At 44.8% G+C, this 3,402-nt stretch carries 4 protein-coding genes; 1 reads left to right on the forward strand and 3 read right to left on the reverse strand.

Translation table 11 applies throughout. From position 1 onward, the window contains the following. From MHN01_RS20980 to MHN01_RS20990, 3 genes are all read right to left on the reverse strand, one after another. Nucleotides 1-1,303, reverse strand: a 1,303-nt coding sequence (locus MHN01_RS20980) for a TIM-barrel domain-containing protein (RefSeq protein WP_304622882.1), incomplete at its 3' end; no start/stop codon positions are given. Between the two features lie 198 nt (nt 1,304-1,501). Continuing rightward, nucleotides 1,502-1,894 (reverse strand): heme-binding protein, encoded by a 393-nt coding sequence (locus MHN01_RS20985; protein ID WP_239413219.1) that lies wholly within the window; start codon nt 1,892-1,894, stop codon nt 1,502-1,504. A gap of 22 nt (nt 1,895-1,916) precedes the next feature. After that, nucleotides 1,917-2,888 (reverse strand): aldo/keto reductase family oxidoreductase, encoded by a 972-nt coding sequence (locus MHN01_RS20990; RefSeq protein ID WP_239413221.1) that lies wholly within the window; start codon nt 2,886-2,888, stop codon nt 1,917-1,919. Nucleotides 2,889-3,024: 136 nt separating this feature from the next. Here MHN01_RS20990 and MHN01_RS20995 point away from each other — a divergent pair. Beyond that, on the forward strand, nt 3,025-3,402 hold a 378-nt coding region (locus MHN01_RS20995; protein ID WP_239413223.1), incomplete at its 3' end, for a LysR family transcriptional regulator.

The raw sequence follows: 3,402 nt of genomic DNA on the forward strand, positions 1-3,402 counted from the left end.
ATGAGGAGGCCGGTTGCGATTGTCCGTCGCCATCACAGATAGCATCTCCATCCATCTCAAACTCATTGTTGTCGTTCCATATAGAGACAACTCCCTTATCAATCAGCGAACGGCGCAGATATTTAGACCATAACGATCGCGCTGTAGGGTTGGAGAAGTCAACAAAGGAAGCATCGCCTCCCCAGAACTTCTCGACTTTCGAGGCGTGACCATCGTAGGTGCGAATGAAGGCGTTAGCTTGGTCAAATTCTGTCCATAAAAGGTGGGTGGTCAATAAACCGGGCTTTACGTTGGGAGACAATACTTGCTGCTTCTCTGCCATCTGCTTGATAAAACCATCGGGATCAGCAAAGTTATGTGTATTCCAGTTGAAGGTGTAGCGTTTGCCATCGACGCCTTTCGTGTAGCCAGATGACAGGTGGAAGCCACTAAGTGGAATAGACTGCTTGCGACACTCATCCACAAACCCCAATACAGTTTGGTCAGCATCCCGGGCAAGCTCTGTGTAATACATGGTTGAGCCCATATATCCAAGCGAAGATTTGGTTGGCATCGCAGAGAATCCAGTAATAGAAAGGTATTCTTGCAATACCTGATGAGGCTGCTGCGCAAACATTAATATATAGTCAACCTGGCCACCATCAACACAATAACTAGCGTATTCTCCCCAATATCCACTACGTTCACTACCAATATCAAATTCGCATTGATGAGCGTTATGGTAGTAAATGCCAATGCAATGCTTATCACTTGGACGATAACGAACAAAAAATGGTATGTGCTTGTAAAGGGGGTCTCCACAACTCGGGTCGTAGCCGACTGCATCGACATTATTCATCCGAAAACGACGTCCGCTACGCTCTAGTCGACCCGTTTTTTCACCCAAGCCATAATACAGGTCTTGATCTTGACGCTGATGGTAATGCCATCGACGTTGATTATTATCTAACACGAAAGCTCGCCTTGGTAAGTCTTGATAAATGACCTTCCCATTGCGTGTTAAAGAAAAGTACAGTGGGTTTTGATTCAACGTCAGCTGATACTCCCCAAGGGGGAGGGATAGTTGATCTCCTTCCACTAGCCCAGGTGTCATCTCAGTTGGCCAGTCTTGTATAAGGTAGGCTATGCTTTCGACATCTGCGTTTGGCTGCGCATAGTGAAGCGGTATTTCATCACCAAATTGCATGGAAATCCGTACCGCGTGTTTACTATGAGGGCGAATTAACAAGCATCCAATATCTAACGACAAAATCAGCCCCTGCTCGTTCCGTGATAGATCTTGTATTCGATTTGGTTTCAGCATTTTGGTCCTTCTCCCTAATAAAGGTTTTGTCGCAAAGTTCTACATCTGTAAATACGGCTTTGTGCCTTCGCCTGATTAACAGCCAAATACCTAGTTCATTTTTCCTATCACGCTGTGATGGCTCAGCTCAGCCTTAAAGGTATTTATGTAAACAAAAAGTGCAGGAACAACCTGTCCTTTCTCTTCCCACCGAAGCAATCAAACGAGCACTTTTAGTACGGATGCAGCAAAGCTTTCGTCATCGTCCTCGCTCATTCCACTGATCCCGATCCCTCCGGCTAGCTCGCCGTTGATTTCAATGGGTAAACCACCCTTGAACCCAGTAATTTTAGGATCGGTCCAATATGCCAGTGTTTTACCTGTCTCTCGCGCCCACGCACCAAGGTTGCCGCTCGGTTGGCGGTCGCGAGCAGACGTATAAGCTTTGTTTTGCGCTAGCAAGCCGGCCTGTATATTTACGTTATCCATACGGACAAATCCTAATAACTCTCCATGTGTATCACACACACATACAGCAATTGGCAGTCCTGCATTTTCGGCTTTGGTAATTGCAGCTTCTATCAGTGTTTGTACTTGTTTTAGCGTTAACATGATTTATTCTCCTTTCAAATATCTAAGGTAAAGCGTGGCCACGGGCTTTTACGAACAAGCTGTACCATTCTTCTCGAGTAAGAGTTATCTCAGGGGCAGTAGCACAGGCTTTAATGCGTTCAATATTTGTCGTGCCGATTACCGGTTGAATGTTTGCCGGGTGACGAAGTAAGAACGACAGTACAATCACTTCACTCGGGACTTGGTATTTTTCACAAAGGGTCATGATGTATTCAGTCGTAACTCGGACATTTTCATGGTCAGAATGCAGGCCACTCTCCGAGAACATACCTCGAGCCAAGCACCCCCATGCTTGAAGTTGGATCCCGTTCAATCTGCAGTATTCCAATGTGCCGCTGGCATAGTCGTTATTCTGGTATCCCGGAGTTCCAACCATTACGCCTTCATTGAGCCAGTCGAGCTTCGCCAGAGACATTTCAATTTGATTTGCAATAATTGGCATGTCTAATGCCGATTGCAGAAAGCTGATCTGGTGGTGGTTCATGTTAGACACGCCAAGGTAGTCAAACTTACCGTCTTTACGTAGTGCGTTAAGGGATGAAGCTAACTCATCCAGTTCAACAAGCGGATCGGGGCGATGCAGGAGCAATACATCCAGCTTTTCTGTATGTAGCCGCCTGAGGCTCCCATTTACCGATTGAGTCACCCATTCTGCAGAAAAATCATATCTGCCTGGTCCGGACTCATCCTCAAAGCGAATACCACATTTAGACTGGATGTACATGCTTTCTCGTAGAGAAGGGTGCTGTTTTAGGATTTCACCAAACACCATTTCTGCTTTGCTGAAGGTGTAGATATCAGCATGGTCAAAGACATTAATACCGGCTTCAAGTGCAACATCGATGATAAGCCGAGCTTGTATTATGTTCTCAGATGTTATCGGGTTGGTGTTCCAGCCACCGCCTAATCCCATGCAGCCATAAGCCAATTGGCTGGCATTAAGCAGGTGTTTGTTAATCGAGTTTAGAGACATGAAAATCACCAGAATGTATCGTAAATCAGTTGGAGGAATTCTATTGTTTCCATTAAGCTCAAAAAACTAGCTACTAATAAAAAGACTATTTACTATAAGGAAACTTATAAAATGGCGAACACCAAATATTGAGCATATGAATATTAAGAATGTAGAGCGGTTGATGATGTTTCTGGAACTTGCGGAGCAGGGGAGTTTTACTAAAGCCACGGAAAAGTTCGGGATCTCCAAAGGGTATATGTCGAAGCAGATAAAGGCGCTTGAAGAAGATCTCAAGATAAAACTAGTAGTTAGATCAACAAGATATATGCGATTAACAGCTGAAGGTCAAAAGGCATATAATTACGGGGTAGAGATAAGAAGTCAGTTACAAGCATTTCAAAGCAATGTGCAGGAGGAAAATGAGTGTATTAGTGGGGTACTACGTCTGACTGCACCGAAGATGTTTACTGAAATCTTTCTGGTGGATATCTGTCATGCCTTTCAGCAAAAACACCCCGACATCAGATTTGAG

The organism is Photobacterium sp. OFAV2-7 (assembly GCF_022347985.1).
In the GTDB taxonomy this organism is placed as follows: Bacteria; Pseudomonadota; Gammaproteobacteria; order Enterobacterales; family Vibrionaceae; genus Photobacterium.